Origin of the sequence: Saccharothrix sp. CCNWYY140 (assembly GCF_037401995.1) — a bacterium.
Lineage (GTDB): Bacteria > Actinomycetota > Actinomycetes > Mycobacteriales > Pseudonocardiaceae > Actinosynnema.
In genome coordinates, this window is sequence record NZ_JBBEGC010000022.1 from 41,002 (window position 1) to 60,737 (window position 19,736).

At 72.0% G+C, this 19,736-nt stretch carries 18 protein-coding genes; 10 read left to right on the top strand and 8 right to left on the bottom strand.

Translation table 11 applies throughout. The annotated features are described in order from the left end of the window. The first annotated feature begins 78 nt into the window (after positions 1 to 78). From WBN91_RS13705 to WBN91_RS13730, 6 genes are all read left to right on the top strand, one after another. Entirely contained in the window at positions 79 to 2,550 is a 2,472-nt protein-coding gene (locus WBN91_RS13705) for an FtsX-like permease family protein (RefSeq protein ID WP_337724319.1), read from the top strand. Between the two features lie 53 nt (positions 2,551 to 2,603). After that, positions 2,604 to 4,097, top strand: coding sequence for a depupylase/deamidase Dop (dop, locus tag WBN91_RS13710; RefSeq protein WP_337724320.1), 1,494 nt, complete (start codon positions 2,604 to 2,606; stop codon positions 4,095 to 4,097). Positions 4,098 to 4,181: 84 nt separating this feature from the next. Continuing rightward, complete coding sequence (locus WBN91_RS13715; RefSeq protein ID WP_121219177.1) at positions 4,182 to 4,376, top strand: ubiquitin-like protein Pup; 195 nt, start codon at positions 4,182 to 4,184, stop codon at positions 4,374 to 4,376. Between the two features lie 34 nt (positions 4,377 to 4,410). Then, positions 4,411 to 5,262, top strand: a complete 852-nt coding sequence (gene prcB / locus WBN91_RS13720) for a proteasome subunit beta (protein ID WP_337724321.1) — start codon at positions 4,411 to 4,413, stop codon at positions 5,260 to 5,262. A 40-nt stretch (positions 5,263 to 5,302) separates the two neighbouring features. Then, positions 5,303 to 6,088, top strand: coding sequence for a proteasome subunit alpha (prcA, locus tag WBN91_RS13725; protein WP_337724322.1), 786 nt, complete (start codon positions 5,303 to 5,305; stop codon positions 6,086 to 6,088). A 605-nt stretch (positions 6,089 to 6,693) separates the two neighbouring features. Next, positions 6,694 to 6,870 (top strand): hypothetical protein, encoded by a 177-nt coding sequence (locus tag WBN91_RS13730; protein WP_337724323.1) that lies wholly within the window; start codon positions 6,694 to 6,696, stop codon positions 6,868 to 6,870. 115 nt (positions 6,871 to 6,985) lie between these two features. On the opposite strand, the gene WBN91_RS13735 is transcribed toward WBN91_RS13730, so the two are convergent. The 6 genes from WBN91_RS13735 to WBN91_RS13760 all read right to left on the bottom strand — a co-directional run bounded on the left by WBN91_RS13735 (position 6,986) and on the right by WBN91_RS13760 (position 13,965). Then, entirely contained in the window at positions 6,986 to 8,527 is a 1,542-nt protein-coding gene (locus WBN91_RS13735) for a glycerol-3-phosphate dehydrogenase/oxidase (RefSeq protein ID WP_337724324.1), read from the bottom strand. After that, positions 8,520 to 10,010, bottom strand: a complete 1,491-nt coding sequence (gene glpK, locus WBN91_RS13740; RefSeq protein ID WP_337724325.1) for a glycerol kinase GlpK — start codon at positions 10,008 to 10,010, stop codon at positions 8,520 to 8,522. Before glpK ends, WBN91_RS13735 begins: the two co-directional genes overlap by 8 nt. 10 nt (positions 10,011 to 10,020) lie before the next feature. Beyond that, complete coding sequence (locus tag WBN91_RS13745; RefSeq protein ID WP_337724326.1) at positions 10,021 to 10,731, bottom strand: MIP/aquaporin family protein; 711 nt, start codon at positions 10,729 to 10,731, stop codon at positions 10,021 to 10,023. Between the two features lie 103 nt (positions 10,732 to 10,834). Beyond that, a complete protein-coding gene (locus WBN91_RS13750) occupies positions 10,835 to 11,596 on the bottom strand; it encodes an IclR family transcriptional regulator (RefSeq protein WP_337724327.1) in 762 nt (253 codons plus the stop codon). A 38-nt stretch (positions 11,597 to 11,634) separates the two neighbouring features. Beyond that, positions 11,635 to 12,531, bottom strand: a complete 897-nt coding sequence (locus WBN91_RS13755) for a bifunctional helix-turn-helix transcriptional regulator/GNAT family N-acetyltransferase (protein ID WP_337724328.1) — start codon at positions 12,529 to 12,531, stop codon at positions 11,635 to 11,637. A 45-nt stretch (positions 12,532 to 12,576) separates the two neighbouring features. Beyond that, positions 12,577 to 13,965: a bifunctional phosphatase PAP2/diacylglycerol kinase family protein gene (locus WBN91_RS13760; RefSeq protein ID WP_337724355.1), complete on the bottom strand. Its 1,389-nt coding sequence runs from the start codon at positions 13,963 to 13,965 to the stop codon at positions 12,577 to 12,579. 116 nt (positions 13,966 to 14,081) lie between these two features. Between WBN91_RS13760 and pafA the strand changes: the two genes are divergently transcribed. The 4 genes from pafA (at position 14,082) to WBN91_RS13780 (ending at position 18,053) form a co-directional block, all read left to right on the top strand. Further along, positions 14,082 to 15,440, top strand: coding sequence for a Pup--protein ligase (gene pafA, locus WBN91_RS13765; protein WP_121219152.1), 1,359 nt, complete (start codon positions 14,082 to 14,084; stop codon positions 15,438 to 15,440). Between the two features lie 41 nt (positions 15,441 to 15,481). After that, complete coding sequence (locus WBN91_RS13770; RefSeq protein WP_337724329.1) at positions 15,482 to 16,501, top strand: WD40/YVTN/BNR-like repeat-containing protein; 1,020 nt, start codon at positions 15,482 to 15,484, stop codon at positions 16,499 to 16,501. 123 nt (positions 16,502 to 16,624) lie between these two features. Further along, positions 16,625 to 17,182 carry an ArsR/SmtB family transcription factor gene (locus WBN91_RS13775; RefSeq protein WP_337724330.1) on the top strand — a complete coding sequence of 186 codons (558 nt, stop codon included), beginning with the start codon at positions 16,625 to 16,627 and terminating at the stop codon, positions 17,180 to 17,182. After that, a complete protein-coding gene (locus WBN91_RS13780; protein ID WP_337724331.1) occupies positions 17,175 to 18,053 on the top strand; it encodes an SRPBCC family protein in 879 nt (292 codons plus the stop codon). Before WBN91_RS13775 ends, WBN91_RS13780 begins: the two co-directional genes overlap by 8 nt. Here WBN91_RS13780 and WBN91_RS13785 read toward each other — a convergent pair. Both WBN91_RS13785 and WBN91_RS13790 read right to left on the bottom strand, forming a co-directional pair. Beyond that, positions 18,040 to 18,669, bottom strand: a complete 630-nt coding sequence (locus tag WBN91_RS13785; RefSeq protein ID WP_337724332.1) for a response regulator transcription factor — start codon at positions 18,667 to 18,669, stop codon at positions 18,040 to 18,042. The two genes, WBN91_RS13780 and WBN91_RS13785, sit on opposite strands and share 14 nt — an antisense overlap. After that, entirely contained in the window at positions 18,666 to 19,637 is a 972-nt protein-coding gene (locus WBN91_RS13790; RefSeq protein ID WP_337724333.1) for a sensor histidine kinase, read from the bottom strand. Before WBN91_RS13790 ends, WBN91_RS13785 begins: the two co-directional genes overlap by 4 nt. Between the last annotated feature and the right edge of the window lie 99 nt (positions 19,638 to 19,736).

Below are 19,736 nucleotides of genomic sequence, written 5' to 3' on the forward strand. Positions count from 1 at the left end.
CTACCGCGGGCCGACGCCCGCCGACCCGCACCGTTCCTACTTTCAGTGGCGTCGTCGTGCCATTCACCGAGGAGCGTTGTGTCTACTTCCCTGCGGCTCGCCGTCGCCGAGTTCCGGGCTCGGCCCGGGCGCGCGGTGTTGCCCGGTATCGCGTTGGTGGTCGGTGTTGCCTGCTTGCTGGCGTCCTTGATGCTCAGCACCGCTATGGACCGGGCCGTCAACGACGGCGCGCCGGTCGTGCCGGCCGACGTCGACCTGGTGGTCCGCACAGTGCCCTACGAGAACGCGGTGCTCGACCAGAGCGTGGCCGACAAGGTCGCGGCGGTGCCGGGTGTGCGGCAGGTCGTGCCCGCCCGACTGGTCGAAGCGGACCTGCTGCTCAACGGCCGTGCCAGCGAGCAGCGGGCGCGTGCCGACATCGAGGTGGACCGGGACGGGATGCGCCGGGTGCCGATCCTGGACGGCCGCTCGCCGGCGCGGGACGGCGAGATCGCGGTCGACCGGGTGACCGCCTACCAGCACGGACTGCGGCCCGGCGCGTCGGTGAAGATGGCCGACGCCGCCGGCAAGCCGATCGACGTCGTGGTCCGGGGCATCACCAAGCGCGGCGGGACCGGCGAGGAGCCCAGGATCGTCGTGGGCGAGGGCCTGGCGGCCCGGCTGGGTGGCACGCCGGACTTCCTGTCCTTGCACGTCATCGGCGGTGACGCGGCGGCGATCGCGCAGGCTCTCGGAGCGACCTACCGGGTGGACCCGGCGGCTTCCGTGCGGGCCGAACCGCTGAGTGACGAACTGATGGTGGTGTTCCTGCCGTTCAGCATCCTGGCGCTGGCGACCTCGGTGTTCGTGGCGTCGGCGACCTTCCGCGCGGTCTATGCGCAGCGGCAGCGGCACACGGCCCTGCTGCGCTGCCTGGGCGCTCACCGAGGCCCGCTGGTGTGGGGGAACCTGCTGGAAGCGCTGCTCACCGGTGCCGTGGCCGGCGCGGTGGGCTCGGTGCTGGGAGGCACGGTGGCGTGGCTGCTGGCGCGGCTGTTCGACGTCACGGGCCTGTCCGCGCTGCTGGGCGCGGTGGAGCTGAGCCCGCCGCTGCTGCCGACCGGGTGGCAGTTCGTGCTCGGCGTGTCGGTGGCCGCGGTGCTCAGCGCGTTCGCCGCCGTCCGGCCGTCGCTGGCCGCCGCGCGGATCTCGCCGCTGGCCGCGCTGCGCACGTCCGAGGGGCAGGCGCCGGACCGCGCCGTGGTGCGTCGCCGGCGGGTGTTCGGCCTGGTCCTGGTGGTCGCGGCGGCCGGGATGGCGTTCCTGGGCGTGCTGGCCCAGGGGTCGATGGCGGCGATCTTCCTCATCCTGTTCTCCGGCATCGCGGCGGTCGCGGGCCTGTTCGGCGTCCTCGGACCGGTCGTGGTGCCCGGCCTGGGGCGGATCTTCGGGTCGGTGGCGAGCCGGTTCGGCGGCGCGCAGTGGAAGCTGGCGGCGGCCGAGGTGCGGCGGGTGCCGCAGCGGTCGGCGTCGGTGGCGATGCCGCTGCTGCTGTCCGCCGCGATGGTCACCTACTTCGCCGTCACCGTGGGCTCGGCGCAACGGCTGGAGGACGAGTTCAGCAACGAGCCCCGGCCCGACGCCGTGGTCCTGGACTCCGGTGGGCGGGCGCTGGACGCCCGCGCGGCGGCGGCGGTCAACCGGCCCGAGGTGGCGGGCAGCGTCGTCTTCCACACCGCCCGCGGGAGCCAGGTCGACGAGGAGGGCGACAAGATCCCGACCACCGTGGCTGGCGTGGACCCCGAACGGATGAGGGCGTGGCTGGCCGCCCAGAACGCGGGCGGCGCGGACTTCCGCACCGGCACCGTGCTGCTCGACGAGTTCACCGCCGGCGAAATGGGGGCCGTGGTGGGGCAGCCGGTCACCCTGGACGGCCTGCCCGGCGGCGCGCGCACGGCCACGTTCGTCGGCACCGTGCCCAGCACCCTGGTCGACCATGTGGACGCGGTCATCGCCGACACGACCCTCGCGCCCGCCTCTCGGGTGTTGGTGGCGCTGCGGCCGGGCGCCGACCCGGCGGCGTTCCAGGACGCCGTGCGGGCGGGTCTGAAGGACGCGCCGACCGTTCTGGTGCGGACCAAGGCCGAGACGACCGCACAGAATCAGCGCTATCTCGACCTGGGCATCCTGATGCTGATGGTGCTGCTGGGACTGTCCGTGGCGGTCGCCGTGACCGGTATCGGCACCGCGTTGACGATCTCCGTGCAGGAGCGGCGCAAGGAGATGGCGCTGCGGCGCGCGCTGGGCGTGACCAAGGGCGGCCTCCAAGGCGGCGTGATGGCCGAAGCGGTGCTGTTGGCGCTGGTCGGCGTGCTGGGCGGGGGTCTGTTCGGGCTGGTGTACGCGGAGCTGACGCTGCTGGCGTTCGGGGTGTTCGCCGTGCCGACCGCGTCGCTGGTCCCGCTGCTGGTCGGGGGTGCGGGGGTGGTCGTCCTGGCCGTCCTGGCGGCCTTCGGACCCGCCCGCGGGGCGTCCCGCATCCGACCCGCGGCGGGGCTGGCCGCCGGGTGAAACGTGACGGCGGCACACACGGAATGTCGGTGGCACGTCGTAGGCTGCGGGGTATGCGGCGGATCATGGGAACCGAAGTCGAGTACGGCATCGCGGTGCCGGGTGACGCGACCGCCAACCCGGTCCTCACCTCCACACAGGTGGTGCTGGCCTACGCGGCAGCCGCCGACATACCGCGGGCGCGCCGGGCGCGCTGGGACTACGAGGTGGAGTCGCCGCTGCGCGACGCGCGCGGCTTCGACCTCGGCGCGCCCGGCGGCCACCCCGGCGACAGCGACGTGGAGGACCTCGGCGCCGCCAACGTCATCCTCACCAACGGCGCCCGGCTCTACGTCGACCACGCCCACCCGGAGTACTCCGCGCCCGAGGTCACCAACGCGCGCGACGCGGTGATCTGGGACAAGGCGGGGGAGCGGGTCATGGAGGAGGCGGCCATGCGCGCCGCCACCGTCCCCGGCCAGCCGCGCCTCCAGCTGTACAAGAACAACGTGGACGGCAAGGGCGCCAGCTACGGCACCCACGAGAACTACCTGATGCAGCGCAGCACCCCGTTCACCGCCGTGATCGCGGGGCTGACGCCGTTCTTCGTGTCCCGCCAGGTCGTGGTGGGCTCCGGGCGGGTCGGCATCGGCCCGTCCGGCGAGGAGGCGGGCTTCCAGCTGTCGCAGCGCTCGGACTACATCGAGGTCGAGGTGGGCCTCGAGACCACGCTCAAGCGCGGCATCATCAACACCCGCGACGAGCCGCACGCCGACGCCGACAAGTACCGCCGGCTGCACGTCATCATCGGCGACGCGAACCTGGCCGAGTACTCCACGTACCTCAAGGTCGGCACCACCTCGCTGGTGCTGGACATGATCGAGGCCGGTCGCCGCTTCGACGACCTGCGGTTGCAGGACCCGGTGCGCGCGGTGCACCAGATCAGCCACGACCCGACGCTGAAGACCCGCGTGGAGCTGGCCGGCGGACGGAAGTTCACCGGGTTGGACCTCCAGTACGCCTACTTCGAGCGCGCCTCGGAGTTCGTGGACAAGGAGGGCAGCGGCGACCGCGAGGTGCTGCGCGTGTGGGGCGAGGTGCTCGACGCGCTGGCCCGCGACCCGCAGGAGTGCGCCGATCGGCTGGACTGGCCCGCCAAGCTGCGCCTGCTGGAGGGCTACCGGGCGCGCGACGGCCTGGCTTGGGGCTCGCCCCGGCTGCACCTGGTCGACCTCCAGTACTCCGACGTGCGGCTGGACAAGGGCCTGTACAACCGGCTGGTCGCGCGCGGCTCGATGAAACGCCTGGTCAGCGAGGAGGAGGTGCGCGCCGCCGTGCTCGCGCCGCCGGAGGACACCCGCGCCTACTTCCGCGGCCGGTGCCTGGAGCGCTACCCCACCTCGGTGGCCGCGGCCTCGTGGGATTCGGTGATCTTCGACCTCGGACGCGAATCCCTGGTCCGCATCCCCACACTGGAGCCCCTGCGCGGGACGAAAGCCCACGTCGGGGCGCTGCTGGAGGCCTCGGACACCGCCGAGCAGCTCGTGGAGGCCCTCACCCGCGGTTGATCGACAAACCCGAGTGGCAGGCACCAAATGTCGGACCTGGTGGGTAATGTTGACCGCAAGGACCGCTGAAACGGGGAGGTCGACATGGCCCAGGAACAGGTCCAGAAGCAGGGCGGCGGCGACGGTGACGACGGCGCCGACGGCGCAGCCGCCGCCGGCCAGGAACGCCGCGAGAAGCTCGGCGAGGACGTGGACGCCATCCTCGACGAGATCGACGACGTGCTGGAGGAGAACGCGGAGGACTTCGTCCGCGCGTACGTGCAAAAGGGCGGCGAGTAGCAGCCCACCGCGGATCTAGGAGAAAAACGCACCTATGGACCACAGCTCGACCGGGCACTACCCGGCCGCGTCGCTGCCCCCGGCCTACCTCCGGCCGGGGTCGTCGTCGTTCACCGACTTCCTGCGCGCCCAAGCCCCCGAACTGCTGCCGTCCGCGCGGCACTACCCCGAGGGCTCGGTCGTGCAGGCGCCGCACGGCACCACGATCGTGGCGCTGACGTTCAAGGGCGGCGTGGTGATCGCGGGCGACCGGCGGGCCACGATGGGCAACATGATCGCGCAGCGCGACATGAAGAAGGTGTTCGTCACCGACGACTACTCGGCGGTGGGCATCGCGGGCACGGCGGGCATCGCGGTCGAGATCGTCCGGCTGTTCGCGGTCGAGCTGCGGCACTACGAGAAGATCGAGGGCGTCTCGCTGTCGCTGGACGGCAAGGCGAACCGGCTGTCGGCGATGATCAAGGGCAACCTGGACGCGGCGCTGGCGGGTCTCGCGGTGGTGCCGCTGTTCGCGGGCTTCGACGCCGACGCGCCCGACCCGGAGCGCGCCGGCCGGATCGTGTCCTACGATGTGACCGGCGGTCGGTACGAGGAGACCCAGGGCTACGCGGCCGTCGGCTCGGGCTCGGTGTTCGCCAAGTCGGCGCTGAAGAAGCTCTACGACCCGGACGCCGACGTCGAGAAGGCCGTGCGCGCCGCGGTCGAGTCGCTCTACGACGCGGCCGACGACGACTCGGGCACCGGCGGGCCGGACGTGATCCGGAAGATCTACCCCGTGGTCGTCACGATCACCGGCGCCGAGGGCGCCGTGCAGCTGACCGACGCGGAGGCCGCGAGGCACGCCGAGGCGGTCGTCGAAGGCCGCCGGTCCAGCCCCACGGGCTGAGCTTCTCCTCCCCACCCGCCGACTTGTAGGAGCCGCACCAGTGACCCTGCCGTTGTACGCCTCACCCGAGCAGATCCTCCGGGACCGCTCGGAGTACGCCCGCAAAGGCATCGCCCGGGGCCGCAGCGTGGTCGTGCTGCGCTACGCCGACGGCGTGCTGTTCGTGGCGGAGAACCCGTCGTCGACCCTCCACAAGGTCTCGGAGATCTACGACCGCATCGGCTTCGCGGCCGTCGGCCGGTACAGCGAGTTCGAGAACCTGCGCCAGGCGGGCATCCGCTTCGCCGACATCCGGGGCTACCAGAACGACCCGCGCGACGTGACGGGCCGCTCGCTGGCGAACGTGTACGCGCAGACCCTGGGCTCGGTGTTCAGCGAGCAGATCAAGCCGCTCGAGGTGGAGATCTGCGTAGCCGAGGTCGGCACGGACCCGGAGGAGGACACCCTCTACCGCTTGACCTACGACGGGTCGATCGTGGAGGAGCCGCAGTACGTCGTGATGGGCGGCCAGGCCGAGGCGACCGGCAACGCCCTGAAGGACGCCTACGCGGAGAACCTGCCCCTGGCCGAGGCCGTGGGCGTAGCGGTGAAGGCCCTCAGCACCGGCAGCACCAGCACCGGCAACGGCAAACCGGAACTGCTGGACCAGCCGAAGCTGGAGGTGGCGGTCCTGGAACGCAACCGCCCCCGCCGAGCCTTCCGCCGCATCAAGGGCGCCGCCCTGACCCCCCTCCTCCCACCCGACACTCCCACCGCCCCGGCCAAGGGCGGCAAGAAGAAGCCGGTGACAGACGTGCAGCTGCCTCCCAACGGCGACGACAAGTAAAGACCTGCCGAACCACCACGGCGAAGGCCCCCGCGACCAATCCGGGGGCCTTCGCCGTGTTTCACCCGATCGTGCGATGCATCCGTAACACCGTTTCGAACAACTCGCGCGTCGCAAGTAACAACGGAGCGCGGCGCGGCGAAGGGCGACCCAGCGAAGACGACCCGACCGAGGACGAGGCTGCCGAGGATGACCCGACGGAGGGCGGCACTGCGGAGGGGTGACGCGGCGGAGGCCTGCCGGAGCAGGAACCGCCCGAGCAGGAACCGCCCGAGCCCTCGGCCGATGGCTCTCGCGGCGGGTGCCCGACGCGGGCGCAGGCCAGCTGCACGCACGCGGGCGCAGGCCAGCTGCACGCGCTGTCCGCGGCGGTTGCGGCGAGCGGCTGAGCGCTGGCAGGCAGTGCGGGCGGACGGCTGGCGGTTGGCGGCTGGCTGGCATCGGTGGGTGGCCGGGTTTGGCGAGGCGGCTGGCCGGGATCGGCGGCTGGCCAGATTGGGGAAGCGGGTGGCCGGGACCGGTGGGCGGCCGGTTTGACGAAGCGGGTGGCCGGGGCTGGCGGCTCGCCGGGATCGGTAGGTGGTAGGGCGGGGTGGCTCACGGCGATGACCGGCGGGGGATCGGCCCAGCGCGGCGCCCGGCTGCGGCGGCCGATAAGTCATGCCGCGATCGGCGGCTGGGGGTTGCGGCTGCCGCGGGTGGGGTTGCGGCGCGTCGGAGCGGCGGGTCGCGGCTGCCAGTGGCTGCGCGTGCAGGGCGGCTGCGGTGGGTGGCGGCTGTGATTGGCGGCGGACGCGGGCGAAAAGAGGCGCGCGGGGTGGTGGGGACGGCGGCGGGAGGCCTGGCGGTGGGGCCGGGCCTCCCGTTGGCCGGTCAGGGGTGTGGGGCGGGTAGGGGTTAGGCGGTGGCTTGGGAGAGGAGTTTGCCGGTGCGTTCGCGTACCGAGGGGGTGTCCAGGCCGCGCACCACCACCGTGGTTCGGCGGCGGAGGACGTCGTCTACCTCTGTGGCCCATTCGTAGCGCTTTGCGTGTGCCACCTGGGCCCAGATGTCCGGGCCGTCCGGGTGCACGCGGTCCAGGAGGGTGGGGTCCTCGAGGGCCAGGGCCAGGACCTCGTGGCTCATGGTGCCGTAGTGCGTGGCCAGGTGTTTGACCACGTCGTCGGGCAGGGTGGGGAGTTCGCGTTCCAGGACTGCGCCTACGTGGGCGGGTAGGGCAGCGCCGGGGAGGGCCGAAGGGACGCCGTCGAAGGCGTGGGACAGGTCGCGGCCCAAGGACTCGCCTACCCGCGCCAGGACTGCACCGCCGATGCGGCGGAACGTGGTCCACTTGCCGCCGGCCACGCTGATCATGCCGCCGCGGCCCGCGGTGATGACGGTTTCGCGTTTGGCGTGGCTGGTGTCGCCTGCGCCACCTGGGAGTACGCGTAGGCCGGCGAAGGTGTACGCCAGCCTGGAGCGGTCCAGGGCCTCTGGCTGGATGCCGGTGGACGCCTCGCCCAGGATCTGGTCGATGTCCTGCTCCGAGCACGCCACGTCGGCCGGGTCGCCCTCGTAGGCCTCGTCCGTAGTACCCAGCAGCAGCTGACCCTCCCACGGGATCGCGAACGACACGCGCACGTCGTCCACCGGGATGGTCATGGCCGCGCGCCACGGCGTGTCCGTCCGCAGCACCAGGTGCGCGCCCTTGGACAGGCGGATGCTGGGCGCGGCCGACGGGTCCTCCATGCGGCGCAAGTGGTCCAGCCACGGGCCGGTTGCGTTGACGACCACGGTCGCGTCCACGCCGAAAGTCGAATCATCCAGGCGGTCGCGGAGTTCCACGCCGGTGACGAGGGAGCCGCGCTTGCGCAGGCCGACCACCTCGACGTGGTTCAGCAACACCGCGCCGGCCTCGGCTGCCGCGCGTGCCGCCGTGATGGCGACGCGACTGTCGTTCATCTGGTGGTCGTAGTACAGGGCCGCGCCGCGGAGGCCGTCTAGACGGATCTGCGGCACGTACTCCTGCGCCCGCCGCGCCGACAGCACCTTGCCCAGGCCGTCGCCGAACCCGGACAGCGCCGAGTACAGCATCACGCCCGCGCCCAGGACGGGCCGCGAGTGCGGCCCGCCCCGGTACACCGGCACGAGGAACGGCAAGGGCCGGACCAGGTGTGGTGCCAGTCGGTCGCCGAGAGCCCGGCGCTCGGCGTGGTTCTCGCGCACCATCGGCACCGCGCTCGGACCCATCGCCAGGTAGCGCAGGCCGCCGTGCACGAGCTTGGACGACGCGCTGGAGGTGGCGCCGGCGAAGTCACCAGCCTCCACCAGCGCCACCCGCAGGCCCGATCGGGCCGCCGCCCACGTCGTGGCGATGCCCAGGGCGCCGCCACCGATCACGACCAGGTCGAAGGCGCCGTGTCCCAGCGCCTCGCGTGCCCTGGCCCGCTGCTCACTCATCGTTGTCGTCCTCGTCGATCCAGCCGACGGTCCGCTCGACCGCCTTCTTCCACTTCCGGTAACCCTTGTCCCTGGTCTTCGCGTCCATGCTCGGCAGCCACTCGGCGGCCTTGTGCCAGTTCTCCCGCAGCGACTCGGTGTCCGACCAGTAGCCGACCGCCAGACCGGCCGCGTACGCGGCGCCCAGACAGGTGGTCTCGGCGATGATCGGGCGCACCACGGGCACGTCCAGGACGTCGGCCAGGAAACCCATCAGCAGGTTGTTGGCGGTCATGCCGCCGTCGACCTTCAGCGTGGTCAGGTCCACGCCGGAGTCGGCGTTCATCGCGTCCACGACCTCGCGGGTCTGCCACGCGGTGGCCTCCAGCACGGCGCGCGCGATGTGGCCCTTGTCGATGTAACCGGTCAGACCCGCGATGACGCCGCGCGCGTCGGAGCGCCAGTGCGGCGCGAACAGGCCGGAGAACGCGGGCACGAAGTACGCGCCGCCGTTGTCCTCGACCGACCGGGCCAGCGTCTCGATCTCGGGGGCGCTGGAGATCAGGCCCATCTTGTCGCGGAACCACTGCACCAGCGCGCCGGTCACCGCGATCGCGCCCTCCAGCGCGTAGGACGCGGGCTGGTCGCCGATCTTGTAGCCGACCGTGGTGAGCAGGCCGTTCTGCGACAGGATCGGCTTGTCACCGGTGTTGACCAGCAGGAAGCTGCCGGTGCCGTAGGTGCACTTGCCCTCGCCGGGCGCGTAGCAGGTCTGGCCGAACAGGGCCGCCTGCTGGTCGCCCAGCGCGGAGGCCACCGGGACACCCTCCAGGGTGCCGGTCGCGTGGCCGTAGACCTCGGCGGAGGAGCGGATCTCGGGCAGCATCGCCCGCGGCACGCCGATCGCCTCGACCAGCTCGTCGTCCCAGTCCAGCGTCTCCAGGTTCATCAGCATGGTGCGGCTGGCGTTGGTGACGTCGGTGACGTGCCGGCCGGTGAGCTTCCAGATCAGCCAGGTGTCGATCGTGCCGAACAGCACCTCGCCCTTCTCGCCGCGCTCGCGCAGGCCGTCGACGTGGTCGAGCAGCCAGCGGACCTTCGGGCCGGAGAAGTAGGTGGCCAGCGGCAGGCCGCACTTGTCGCGGAACCGGTTCTGCTCGCCGAGTTCCTTGACCAGTTGGTCGGTGCGGGTGTCCTGCCAGACGATCGCGTTGTGCACGGGGACGCCGGTCGCCTTGTCCCAGACGACGGTGGTCTCGCGCTGGTTGGTGATGCCGACCGCGGCGAGGTCGTGGACGGTCAGCGAGGCCTTCTGGAGCGCGCCGTGGACCACGTCCAGCACGTTGGCCCAGATCTCCTCGGCGTCGTGCTCGACCCAGCCGGGCTTGGGGAAGATCTGCCGGTGCTCCTTCTGGGCCACGGAGACGATGCCGCCGCCGTGGTCGAAGACGATGCAGCGGGACGAGGTGGTGCCCTGGTCGATTGCGGCGATGTAAGTGCTCAACGGTTGCTCCTCAGAAGACGGCGATGTCGACCAGACCGGCAAATGCTCCACCGATCAGCGGACCAACGACGGGGATCCAGGCGTATCCCCAGTCCGATCCACCCTTTCCGGGGATCGGCAGGACGGCGTGCGCGATGCGGGGACCGAGGTCGCGCGCGGGGTTGATGGCGTACCCGGTGGGGCCGCCGAGGGACATGCCGATGCCGACCACGAGCAGCGCGACGATCAGCACGCCGGTGCCCGAGGTGGACAGGCCCTTGGTCTGGCCGGTGGCCAGGATGACGAAGACCAGCACGAACGTCGCGATGATCTCGGTGAGCAGGTTCTGCACGGTGTTGCGGATCTCGGGGCCGGTGGAGAAGATCCCGAGCACTTCACCCTCGTTGGCGCGGAACTGGCCCAGGTAGACCAGGTAGCACAGGACCGCGCCGACGAACGCGCCGAGGAACTGGGCGACCAGGTAGAGCGGGACCGTGCTGAAGTCGCCCGAGTGGATCGCGAGGCCCAGCGTCACCGCCGGGTTGAGGTGCGCGCCGGACAGCGGCGCGGTCGCGTAGGCCGCCGCCAGCACGGCGAAGCCCCACCCGAACGTGATCACCGCCCAGCCGGCCCCGTTGGACTTCGACTTCGCCAACACCACGCCCGCCACCACGCCGTTGCCCAGCAGCAACAGCAGGGCGGTGCCCAGGAACTCCCCGATGAAGATCGACTGGTTGGTCATCCGCGCGCCCTCTCTGGCCTGAATGCCGTTCGACAATGTCGTACGGTGCGCGTGAATCCTGTGCCGACGCTCACAAGATGTCAACCCTCCGGAAACGACGGATTTACCAGGGGATGGCGCCGAGCTCGCGCGAGATGGACCGCGCGGCCTCCCGGACGTAGGACACCAGCTCGGTGCGCGGCTGCCGGTCGGCGTCGCACAGCCGCTCGACGGGGCCGGAGATCCCTATCGCGCCCACGGTCACCGCCCGCCGGTCGCGGATGGGCGCGGCCAGCGACACCTCGCCCTCGACCAGCTCCTCCGCCTCGAACGCCCAGCCACGCTGCCTGACCTGCTCCAACGCGTCGCTGAGCTGGTCGGGGCCGGTGATGGTGTCGGCGGTGTAGGCCTTGAGCGGCTCCTCGTCGACGTGCCCGACGGGGTCGTTGGCCAGCAGGACCTTGCCCAGGGCGCTGGCGTGCGCGGGCAGCAGCGCGCCCACCTCCAGCACCTGGCGGGAGTTGTCCGGCCGGAAGACGTGGTGCACGACCAGCACCTGGCCCTCGTGCAGCGTGCCGATGCGGACGCTCTCCATGCTCCGGGCGGCCAGCGAGTCCGACCAGTTCAGCGCGCGGGTGCGCAGCTCGTTGCCGTCGAGGTAGCTGGACCCGATGTGGAACAGCGCCGCACCGAGCTGGTACTTGCCCGTGTCGGGGCTCTGTTCCACGAAGCCGACCAGCTGGAGGGTGCGCAGGATGCCGTGCACGGTGGGTTTGGGCAGCTCGAGCGCTCGGGCGAGCTCGCCGACCCCCATCCGACGCGCGCCACTGGCAAGCAGCCGCAGCACCGCGGCTGCCCGCTCGATGGACTGGATCGGACCGGGCACGCGATCACTCTAGCGCGGAACCGTTCGACGATGTCGAATCAGAGGTCGAGCGCCCAGGTCTCCTCGACCACGTCCTTGCCCCACTTGTGCACCGGCTTGACCTGGACGGGTGAAAACCCGACCCGCTTGTAGATGCCCCGCGCCACCTCGACGTCGGACACCGTCTCCAGGGTCATCCGCCGGTACTCGGCGCGGCGGGCGAAGCGGACGCACTCCTCGACCAGGCGCTTGCCGATGCCCAGACCGCGTGCCTCCGGCTCGACCAGCAGCAGGCGCAGTTGGGCGGTGTCCTCGCCGGCCTTGACGCAGAAGACCGACCCCGCCGGCTCGCCGTCCACCTCGGCGATCCACGCCGCCTCGCGGTGCGGGTCGTGGTGCTCCACGTAGTCGGCGACGACCCGGGCGACCAGCGCTTCGAAGGTCTGGTCGTAGCCGTGCTCCTCGGCGTAGCGGACCCCGTGCCGGTGCACGACCCAGCCCAGGTCGCCGGGCTTGAGGGGGCGCAGGAGGTAGGTGCGCTCGGCCCCGGTGAGCAGCCGCTGGATCCGCCGCATGGCCCCGACCAGGGACGCCAGGTCCGACGGCGGGACGCGGTCCAGCAGCGCGCCGATCTCGGCGTTGGACCGGGCGTCGAGGTCGGCCAGCACGGCCCGTCCGGCATCGGTCAGGCCGACGACCTGGCGGCGGGCGTCGGCGGGGGAGGGCGAGCGGGTGATCAGGCCCTCGCGGTCGAACCGGGTGAGGATGCGGCTCAGGTAGCCGGCGTCCAGGCCCAGGCCGGTGCGCAGGTCGGCGGTCTCGGCGGTGCCGGCCGACAGCTCGAACAGCACGCGGACCTCGGTCAACGAGTACGGCGAGCTGAGGTAGGCGTTGTCCAGGATGCCGATCACGCCGGTGTAGAAGCGGTTGAACGCCCGGACGTCCGCGACCGTCATGGTTGACCCCCTCAACGGAACTGTTGACTGAGTCAAAGATAACGGTCAGGGGCGGTAGATGGCCAGGGCCGCCGGGCGGGCGCGGAAGGCGAACTCCGAGCCGGTCGGCCCGACCTCGCCGTCCGTGGCGATGGCGACCGAGCCGTCCAGCACGCGCACGTTCAACCAGCGCGTTTCGAGGTGGCGGTAGGTCCGGCTGCTGTTCAGCGACCCCAGCAGCGCGCCGATGAAGAACCGCGCCCGCGAGAACCGGGTGTCCGCCCGGATGTAGCGCACGTCCATCAGGCCGCGGTCCAGCGCCGGGCGCATGGTGGGCGCGAAACCCTTGGGCCGGTACGGGCCGTTGCCCACGAACAGCATCCACACCAGGTGCCGCTCGCCGTTGAGCTCGACGCGCAGCGGGCGGGACGTGCGCAGGACCTTGAACAGGGCGATCACCGCCGCCGGCCACTTGCCCCACCGGTCCTGGAGCTTGTCGCGCAGCCGGACCATGTCCGGGTAGCCGCCCAGCGAGGCCGTGTTGAGGAACCAGCGGGGACCCTCGCCGTCCACCGTCACCGCCGCCAGGTCCACCAACACGCCGTCACCGGCCGCGACCGCGCGCGCCGAGTCGTCCAGGCCGGTCACGCCCACATCCCGGGCGAAGTGGTTGAGGGTGCCCGCCGGGACGAGCACCAGCGGCAGGCGGTGGGCCGCCGCCACGGCCGCGACCGCCGCGACCGTCCCGTCCCCGCCGGCCACGCCCAGGGCGCGCGGGGTGTAGTCGGGCACCACCGTGTCCAGGTCGTCCACGTCCACCAGCCGCGCCTTCGGCCACGCCCGCGCGATGTCCTCCGACGGGTCGCCGCCGAAGCCCGACGCCGGGTTGACCACCACGACCAGGCCTTCGCCGTCCTCCAACGCGTCCAGGGCGTGGTACTCGCGCGCCGACGCCGCGTCGGTCTGCCCGATCGGCCACCAACGCCTGGTCAGCAGGGCCGCGCCGGTCCCGATCAGGGCGCCGGCGGCCACGTCGGAGGGCCAGTGCACCCCCGTGTGGACCCGCGAGTAGGCCACCGCCGCCGCGAGCGGCGCGACGGCCACCGCCAACGCGGGCGACTCCATCGCGACCGCCGTGGTGAACGCCGCCGCCGACGCCGCGTGCCCGGACGGGAACGACGACGACGTGGGCCGCTTGGTCAGCCGGCGGTGCACCGGCAGCAGCTCGGCGGCCGGTCGCCGGCGCGGGAACAGGCGCTTGGCGACCAGGCTCGCGCTGAAGCTCGCCCCGGCGATGGAGGCCACCCCGCGCAGCCCCGACCGCCGGGGCCGGCCCTTGCGCAGCGCGAGCACGCCGGCCACGCACAGCCACAGCACGCTGTGGTTGGCGGCCTTCGAGAGTTTTTTCATCCCCCGGTCGAGCGAGGAGGCGGGCAGGCCCCCGCTGTGCCTCATCAGGGCCTCGTCCAGGCGGTTCACACGTCGGAGCACACAAGAACGTTATCGGCGAAAACCGCGCGCCGCCCGATTGGATCACTGAGGAAACCACCGAATGCGCCTACTGTTGAGGGATGCAGCGGCGGATCTTCGGCATTGAGACTGAGTTCGGGGTGACCTGCACCTTCCACGGGCAGCGCAGGCTGTCCCCGGATGAGGTCGCGCGGTATCTGTTCCGCCGGGTCGTCTCGTGGGGCCGTTCCTCGAACGTGTTCCTGCGCAACGGCTCTCGGCTCTACCTGGACGTGGGGTCGCACCCCGAGTACGCGACCGCGGAGTGCGACGACCTCGCCCAGTTGGTGACGCACGACAAAGCCGGCGAACGAATCCTCGAGGACCTGCTCGTCGACGCCGAGCGCAGGCTCGCCGACGAGGGCATCGGGGGCGACATCTTCCTGTTCAAGAACAACACCGACTCGGCGGGCAACTCCTACGGCTGCCACGAGAACTACCTGGTCGCACGGGCCGGGGAGTTCTCGCGGATCGCCGACGTGCTGCTGCCGTTCCTGGTGACCAGGCAGCTCATCTGCGGCGCGGGCAAGGTCCTCCAGACCCCGCGCGGCGCCGTGTACTGCCTGTCCCAGCGCGCCGAGCACATCTGGGAGGGGGTGTCCAGTGCCACGACCCGGTCCCGACCGATCATCAACACCCGCGACGAACCGCACGCCGACGCCGAGCGGTACCGCCGCCTGCACGTGATCGTCGGCGACTCGAACATGTCCGAGGTGACCACGCTGCTCAAGGTGGGCAGCGCGAACCTGGTCCTGGAGATGATCGAGCAGGGCGTCCAGTTCCGCGACTTCAGCCTGGACAACCCGATCCGGGCCATCCGCGAGATCAGCCACGACCTGACCGGGCGGCGCACCGTGCGCCTGGCGGGCGGCAAGGAGGCCTCGGCGCTGGACATCCAGCGCGAGTACTACGAGCGGGCCGTCGAGCACGTGGCCAAGCGGGCGCCGGACCCGATGGCCGAGCGCGTGCTGGAGCTGTGGGGCCGCACGCTGGACGCGGTCGAGGCGGAGGACCTGTCCAAGATCGACCGCGAGATCGACTGGGCCATCAAGTACCGCTTGATGGAGCGCTACCAGGCCAAGCACGACATGGACCTGTCCAACCCGCGCATCGCCCAGCTCGACCTCGCCTACCACGACATCCGGCGCGGGCGGGGCATCTTCGACCTCCTCCAGCGCAAGGGCCAGGTCGACCGGGTGACCGACGACGGCGAGATCGAGGCCGCCAAGGACACCCCGCCGCAGACCACGCGGGCCAAGCTGCGCGGTGACTTCATCGCGGCGGCGCAGGCGGCCGGCCGCGACTTCACCGTCGACTGGGTGCACCTGAAGCTCAACGACCAGGCGCAGCGGACCGTGCTGTGCAAGGACCCGTTCCGCGCGGTGGACGAGCGGGTGGAGCGCCTGATCTCCTCCCTCTAGCCCTAGCGGACCCGGAAGGCTCTTCGTGAGGCTCACACCTCATGAAGAGCCTTCTGCTTGTCGTGGCCGTGGTCGGGTCGCTGCTGGTGACGCCGGTCGCGTCCGCCTCCTCGGGGTGGGAGCTGCGGCCGACCGGGGTGGACGCGCGGTTGCGCGGCCTGTCGGCGGTGTCGCCCCGGGTGGCGTGGGTGAGTGGCAGCGCGGGGACCGTGCTGCGGACGGTCGACGGGGGTGCCACGTGGGCGTCGGTCGGTCCTCCGGGGACCGCGGACTTGCAGTTCCGGGACATCCAGGCGTTCGACGCGCGGCACGCGGTGGTGTTGTCGATCGGGCCGGGGGAGTCGTCGCGGATCTACCGGACCGCTGACGGCGGGGCTTCCTGGACCGAGACGTTCCGCAACACCGACCCGGCCGCGTTCTACGACTGCGTGGCGTTCTTCGACCGGTGGCGCGGGTTGGCGATGAGCGACCCGGTGGACGGGCGGTTCCGGGTGCTGCGGACCTTTGACGGCGGTCGGACGTGGGCGCGGGTGCCGGAGGCGAACTTCCCGGCGGCGCTGCCGGGGGAGGCCGGGTTCGCGGCCAGTGGCCAGTGCGTGGCGACGGCGGGTGGTCGGGACGCGTGGATCGCCACCGGGGGCGGGGCTACGGCTCGGGTGCTGCACTCGTCGGACGGCGGGTGGCGGTGGACGGTGGCCGACACGCCGTTGTTGTCGTCGCCTTCCGCCGGGGTGTTCGCGGTGGCGTTCCGGGATCCGCGGCACGGGTTGGCGATCGGCGGGGACTACGCGGATCCGACCGGGGCGGTGGCGAACCTGGCCGGGTCGCGGGACGGCGGGCGGTCGTGGGCCGGCTTGAGCGGGCCGGTGGGGTACCGGTCGGGGCTGGCTTGGCACGGGTCTTCGGTGATCGCGGTGGGGCCGACCGGGAGTGACTTGAGCCGGGATGGTGGGCGGACCTGGCGGACGCTGGACTCCGGGAGCTTCGACACCGTGGACTGCGCCGGGGTGTGCTGGGCGGCTGGTGAGAAGGGGCGCGTGGGGGTCCTGACCAGGGGTTAGTGGGTTCGGGCGTGGCCTCCGGCCCCCGCTTCGATCGTCCCACGGGGCACTGACAGCGGTGGGCGGGAGGCTGCGCTGAGGGACATTGACAAAAATGTGCTGAACGTTCAAAGTTGTTTTGCGATGAGAGACGTCCTGTACCTGGAAGAGATCGAGCAGGCCGAGGCACTGCTCAAGCCGCAGCGCGTCGAGGTGTTGCGGTTGTTGGCCGAGCCCAAGTCGTGCACCGAGGTGGCCGCCGTGCTCGACCAGACGCCGCAGCGGGTGCACTACCACGTCAAGCGGCTGGTCGACGCCGGGCTGGTGACGCTGGTGTCGGAGCGGAAGGTGCGCGGAGTCCACGAAGGGCTCTACCAGGCCGCCGCCCGCGCCTACTGGCTGTCGCCGGGCCTGGTGGGGCGGTTGGGGCTGCGGCGGGCCCAGGACGAGCTCAGTCTGGGGTACCTCGTGGACCTCGCCGAGCAGGTGCAGGCCGACATCGCGGCGCTCGACCGCTCGCGGCCCGAGTTGCCGTCGTTGGGGGTGTCCGGCGAGATCCGGGTGCGGCCCGAGCAGCGGCGGGAGTTCTTCGCCGACCTCCAGAGCACCTTGCAGGACCTGTTCAGCCGCTACGGGGGTGCGGAGGGCGACGCCTTCCGGCTGGCCGTGGCCTGCTACCCGAAGGAGACCACCGATGAGTGAGACCGTTGTCCTGCGTGTCCGCGTCGACGTCCCGGTCGAGCGCGTCCACCAGGCCCTGACCTCGGCCGACGAACTGCGCGTGTGGCTCGCCGAGCACGCCGAAGTCGACCTGCCCGACCGGTACGCGTTCTGGGGGCGCCACACGCCCGAAGGGGACGCGCCGCGCCAAGAGCTCCAGCACGTGGACGACACGTCCCTCCGCTTCACCTGGCACGTCGGCGGCGAGGACACGACGGTGGAGTTCACGCTCGCGCCGGAGGAGAGCGGGACGGTGGTGGCCGTGTCGCAGAGCCACTTCCCGGGCTGGGCGGACGCGGTGCAGGAGACCGGCGTGCTGGGCTGGCTCTACACCTACTGGGCGCTGAACCTGGCCAACCTCGTCGAGCACCTCGAAGGCCGCGAGCTGACCCCCAAGGCCGACTTCACCAGCACGGACATGCGCGCCTCGGTCGAGATCGCCGCCGCCAAGGACGCCGTCTACCGGGCGCTGGTCGACGCCAACGAGTACTCGACGTGGTTCGGCGCGAAGATCGACATCGAGCCGTGGACCGGTGGCCGGGTCGCGATGGGCGGCTTCGAGAACAACCCCGAGCCGGGGAAGGTCCTGGAGCTGGTCGAGGGCGAGCGGATGACCATCGACTGGGGCGACTCGGTCGTCTCCACCTGGGAGCTGGCCGAGTCCGGCGGCGGGACCCGGCTGACGTTCGTGCAGAGCGGGTTCGTCGACGGTCGGCCGCCCTATGGCGCGTGGCTGGGCTGGCTGTCCGGAGTGGCCGAGGTGCGGCGCTACCTGGAGCTGCCGGACTGGCGGCCCATCTGGCTGCAACCGGAGGTGCCCGGCCTGCCCGAGGGGATGCTCACGGGCGAGTGAGGCGGATCAGCTTGCGCTCGACGGCGGTCGTCACGGCCGCCGTCCTGGTCTCCACGCCCAGCTTGGCGAAGATGCGCACCAGGTGCGTCTTCACCGTGGCCTCGCTGATGAACAGCGCCTTGGCGATCTCCCGGTTGGACAGGCCGCGCGCCAGGTGGTCCAGGATCTCCACCTCCCGCTTGCTCAACGCCGGCGCCGGGTCGCGGACGGTGCGCATGAGGCGGCGGGCGATGTCGGGCGACAGCACGGTCTGGCCCCGCGCGGCGCGGCGGACCGCGTCGGCCAGCTCCTCGGGCGGGGCGTCCTTGAGCAGGTAGCCGGTCGCGCCCGCCTCGACCGCGCGGACCACGTCGGCGTCGGAGTCGTAGGTGGTCAGCACGACCACCTCCGGCGGGTCGGGCAGCGCGCGGATCCGCCTGGTCGCCTCGACGCCGTCGATGCCCGCCCCGAGCTGGAGGTCCATCAGCACGACGTCGGGCTTGAGGGTCGCCGCGTGCCGGACCGCGTCCTCACCGGTCGCGGCCTCGGCGACCACCTCGAAGTCGCGCTGCAACAACCCGGCCAGCCCGAACCGGACCACCGGGTGGTCGTCCACGACCACGACCCGCAACGTCATCGCGACCCCGTCGGCACCGTCACCGCGAGCGCCGTGCCCTCGCCCGGCGCGCTCTCCACCGACAGCGTGCCGCCCAGCTCGGCGATCCGCCCGCGGATCGAGGTCAGGCCGTACCCGCGGCCCTCGCGCGGGCTGGTCGCCGCCGGGTCGAAGCCCCGGCCGTCGTCGCGCACGTCCAGCGCCACGGCGTCGTCCAGGTACGACAGGGTCACCACCACCGTGGACGCCTGCGCGTGCTCCCGGACGTTGGCCAGCGCGCCCTGCGCCACCCGCAGCAGCGCCACCTCGGTCTGCACGGTCAGCGGGTACGGCTCGCCGTGCACCTCGACCCGCTCGCACAGCCCGCGCAGCGCGTCCGCCAGCGACCGGCCCTGCAACGGCGACAGGTCCCGCACGAACCGCCGCGCCTCGGCCAGGTTCTCCCGCGCCACGTCCGCCGCCCGCCGGGTGTCGCCCAACTCCAGCAGCAGGGTGATGCTGGACAGGCCCTGGGCGAGGGTGTCGTGGATCTCGCGCGCCAGCCGCTGCCGCTCCTGGAGCACCCCGGCCTCGTGGATCAGCCGCCGCCGGTCGAAGAACACCGCCGCCGTGATCACCGCGACCCCGACCGGACCCAGCACCAGGCTCGCCTCCACCACGTCGGCCAGCCTGACCTGCGCCAACACCACCGCGACGGTCAGCACGCCCGCGATCGGCACGGCGATCCGGGGCCGCAGTTGGCGCAGGCACTGGAAGAACAGCGGGATCGCGCACCACCCGAAGCTCGGGGCCAGCCACACCAGCACCAGCCACGTCGCCAGCACCACCGCCAGCCCGCGCGTCCACCGCACCCCGGCCGGGTAGACCGCGCCCAGCAGCACGGCCACGCCCAGCACGACGGGGTCGACGCCGTGGTACGCGACGTACCGCGCCGCCGACGCCGCCAACAGCACGTAGAAGCCCGCGTGCATCGCCCGGTGCAGCCACACGCCGCAGACGGTAGGCCGGCGCACCGCACCGGCGGGTCAACCGATGGGTTGAACCGCGGTTCAACCGGAACCACCAGGTCACCGGCCTCCTCGCCGGGG

Coding starts and splice junctions, on each gene's coding strand:
- WBN91_RS13730 (WP_337724323.1), top strand. CDS start 6,694: ATGACCGGCGGGGGATCGGCCCAGCGCGGCGCCCGGCTGCGGCGGCCG.
- WBN91_RS13785 (WP_337724332.1), bottom strand. CDS start 18,669: ATGACGTTGCGGGTCGTGGTCGTGGACGACCACCCGGTGGTCCGGTTC.
- WBN91_RS13760 (WP_337724355.1), bottom strand. CDS start 13,965: ATGAGGCACAGCGGGGGCCTGCCCGCCTCCTCGCTCGACCGGGGGATG.
- WBN91_RS13755 (WP_337724328.1), bottom strand. CDS start 12,531: ATGACGGTCGCGGACGTCCGGGCGTTCAACCGCTTCTACACCGGCGTG.
- WBN91_RS13715 (WP_121219177.1), top strand. CDS start 4,182: ATGGCCCAGGAACAGGTCCAGAAGCAGGGCGGCGGCGACGGTGACGAC.
- WBN91_RS13775 (WP_337724330.1), top strand. CDS start 16,625: ATGAGAGACGTCCTGTACCTGGAAGAGATCGAGCAGGCCGAGGCACTG.
- WBN91_RS13735 (WP_337724324.1), bottom strand. CDS start 8,527: ATGAGTGAGCAGCGGGCCAGGGCACGCGAGGCGCTGGGACACGGCGCC.
- dop (WP_337724320.1), top strand. CDS start 2,604: ATGCGGCGGATCATGGGAACCGAAGTCGAGTACGGCATCGCGGTGCCG.
- pafA (WP_121219152.1), top strand. CDS start 14,082: ATGCAGCGGCGGATCTTCGGCATTGAGACTGAGTTCGGGGTGACCTGC.
- WBN91_RS13770 (WP_337724329.1), top strand. CDS start 15,482: ATGAAGAGCCTTCTGCTTGTCGTGGCCGTGGTCGGGTCGCTGCTGGTG.
- WBN91_RS13780 (WP_337724331.1), top strand. CDS start 17,175: ATGAGTGAGACCGTTGTCCTGCGTGTCCGCGTCGACGTCCCGGTCGAG.
- WBN91_RS13745 (WP_337724326.1), bottom strand. CDS start 10,731: ATGACCAACCAGTCGATCTTCATCGGGGAGTTCCTGGGCACCGCCCTG.
- prcB (WP_337724321.1), top strand. CDS start 4,411: ATGGACCACAGCTCGACCGGGCACTACCCGGCCGCGTCGCTGCCCCCG.